Here is a 2,071-nt window from a genome sequence, read left to right on the forward strand (position 1 = left end):
GGATTCGTTTGTCCTGGCGCTGGCGGCCGAGGTGCAGGGACCGATCGTGACCGGCGACCCGGAAATCAGAACTGCGGCTTCCCGGATGGGAATCGCTGTCATTTGGATCGGCCCTGATGATCAGGGTTTAGCGAATTCGCCTCCCCGGTCGTAGAGCCCGGGGTTAGCAGCAGCGGGACGGTTCGATACGCTAAAGAAGTCAAAGCCCTGGAAGGGAAGATTGACGGTGACGGCGGAGAAAAGCCTTGATTATGCTTTCTTGCTGCACATGGACCACCAGCTGCCAGCAGCGCTCCAATAACGCGGCCTTAGGCCACTCCACATAGCATCAGGCAAGGAACCAATTGGTGCTCCTTAGTGATCTTGCTGATTGCTCCGATGGTCTCGATCTCCGTATTGACGTGCGCGATGCTGGTCAAGGCAGCGTCTTGGTGAGCAGCCTTTGAAGGGCGGGGACTTTTTCGCAAGCAGAACGGTATCCAGTTGGTGAGAAACTGTCCTCAGCGGTGGGGAGCTTGACGGGGACGTAGCTAAACGCCCGACAGGCTTTCGGCTAGATAACCTCCAGCTCCGACAGCATCCGCGTCTTCCCATCAATAAAAACAATCAGTATGCACCAGGGCTAGACTCTTGCCCGGCTGGTTGGGCGGCCCGCTGGGCCGCACTAATCCAGGCTACCTGGAAGTATCCGCTCGCGGACAGGTTTGCCGGCAAAAGCTAGTCCCCGAGCTTTTCTGGCCGGGTGAAGGCGGTAAAGACCTTCCCTTCCTGTCCAGGGGCGGTCGCCGGCCGCTAGCCCAGCCAGCCGGCTCGCGGCCCCCGCGGCTAGCTGGACTACCGGGTGACCATATAGGCATGGAATGGCTTTTGAATGGCTTTAGTAGCTATTGTTTTTGGGCCAATGCTGTGGTCAGCAGTTCGGCAATCTTGGCTTTGCTGGGGACGTGCCCGGAAATCAACACCTTTTCACCTACCACCAGCGCCGGAGTAGCCATCGCTCCATAACTCATGATGTGCTTCATGTCGGTGACCTTCTCCACCGTTGCCTCTATACCCAGCTCCTGCACTACTTGGCGGCTTAAGGCTTCCAGTCGCTGACAGTTGGCGCAGCCTGAACCCAAGGCACGGCCAAAAGGTTGCCGGGCCCGGCGTAGCGGACTAGGAAGTCCTGGGGTGCGTAGCCGTGGATGAAGCCGCCGATGGCGATGCCGATGACCACGAATAGCCATACTCGCTTGAGGATATCCCGGACGTAGTTTAGGGCGTAGTCGAATCGTTCTCTCCAGGTCATGGCCGCCACCTGGCCCGATTGTCCCACGGCGATCTGGTAGACGAAATCTTCCACTTCCCTTTCCAAATGCAAGCGCCCGATCGCAAAACCGCCCACGATGGCCACCAGGACGCCGGTGGCAATGTAAAGGAGGGCAATTTTCCAGCCAAACATCCCCAAAAGCAGGACTAAGGCTACTTCATTTACCATGGGCGAGGAGATGAGAAAGGAAAAGGTCACCCCCAAGGGCACCCCTGACTCTACAAAGTCGATGAACACCGGGACTGCTGAGCAAGAACAGAAAGGGGGTTACAATTCCTAGCAAAGCGGCCAAGATGTTGCCGGCATACTGGTGCCGGCGGCTCAGAATGGCCCGGGTTTTTTCGGGAGGGAAAAAGCTGCGGACCACCGAAACCGCAAAGATAATGACGGCAAGCATAATTAAGATCTTAATGGTGTCATAAATAAAGAAATGGAGCGCACTGGCCAGATGGGTATCGGGCTCCAGGCCTAGAAGTCGGTAAACTACCACATCTGCCAACCAATTGAGCACAGCCCCCACCCCTTGCTACTCCAGTTTGCTAATAATTATCATATTAGCATATACTAATATAGTAGTCGTACTGAAAGTACTTGTCAAGGTCGACCTCGGCGACTGAGGTATTGAAAGTCCTACCAGAAATAGAAAATAAGCTGCCTAAATGGAAGCATGGCTGGAGAAAAGGGTTGGTTTAAGGATTTGCCCTACCTTGGCTTTCAACTACCAACCCACTGCCCATGCCTGACACACAAATGTGGTCA

Annotated in this window: 2 protein-coding genes and 1 pseudogene; 1 reads left to right on the top strand and 2 read right to left on the bottom strand. The window is 55.3% G+C overall.

The features are described 5' to 3' along the window. A partial coding sequence (locus H5U02_15275) for a hypothetical protein (protein MBC7343781.1) occupies nucleotides 1–154 on the top strand: 154 nt, incomplete at its 5' end. Between the two features lie 730 nt (nucleotides 155–884). Here H5U02_15275 and H5U02_15280 read toward each other — a convergent pair. Continuing rightward, the gene (locus tag H5U02_15280) at nucleotides 885–1,121 is read right to left on the bottom strand and encodes a TM0996/MTH895 family glutaredoxin-like protein (protein ID MBC7343782.1); all 237 of its coding nucleotides are present in this window, start codon (nucleotides 1,119–1,121) and stop codon (nucleotides 885–887) included. After that, nucleotides 1,079–1,823, bottom strand: a pseudogene (locus H5U02_15285) (permease). Before H5U02_15285 ends, H5U02_15280 begins: the two are co-directional and overlap by 43 nt. Between the last annotated feature and the right edge of the window lie 248 nt (nucleotides 1,824–2,071).

The organism is Clostridia bacterium (assembly GCA_014360065.1).
In the GTDB taxonomy this organism is placed as follows: domain Bacteria; phylum Bacillota; class DSM-521; order Neomoorellales; family JACIYF01; genus JACIYF01.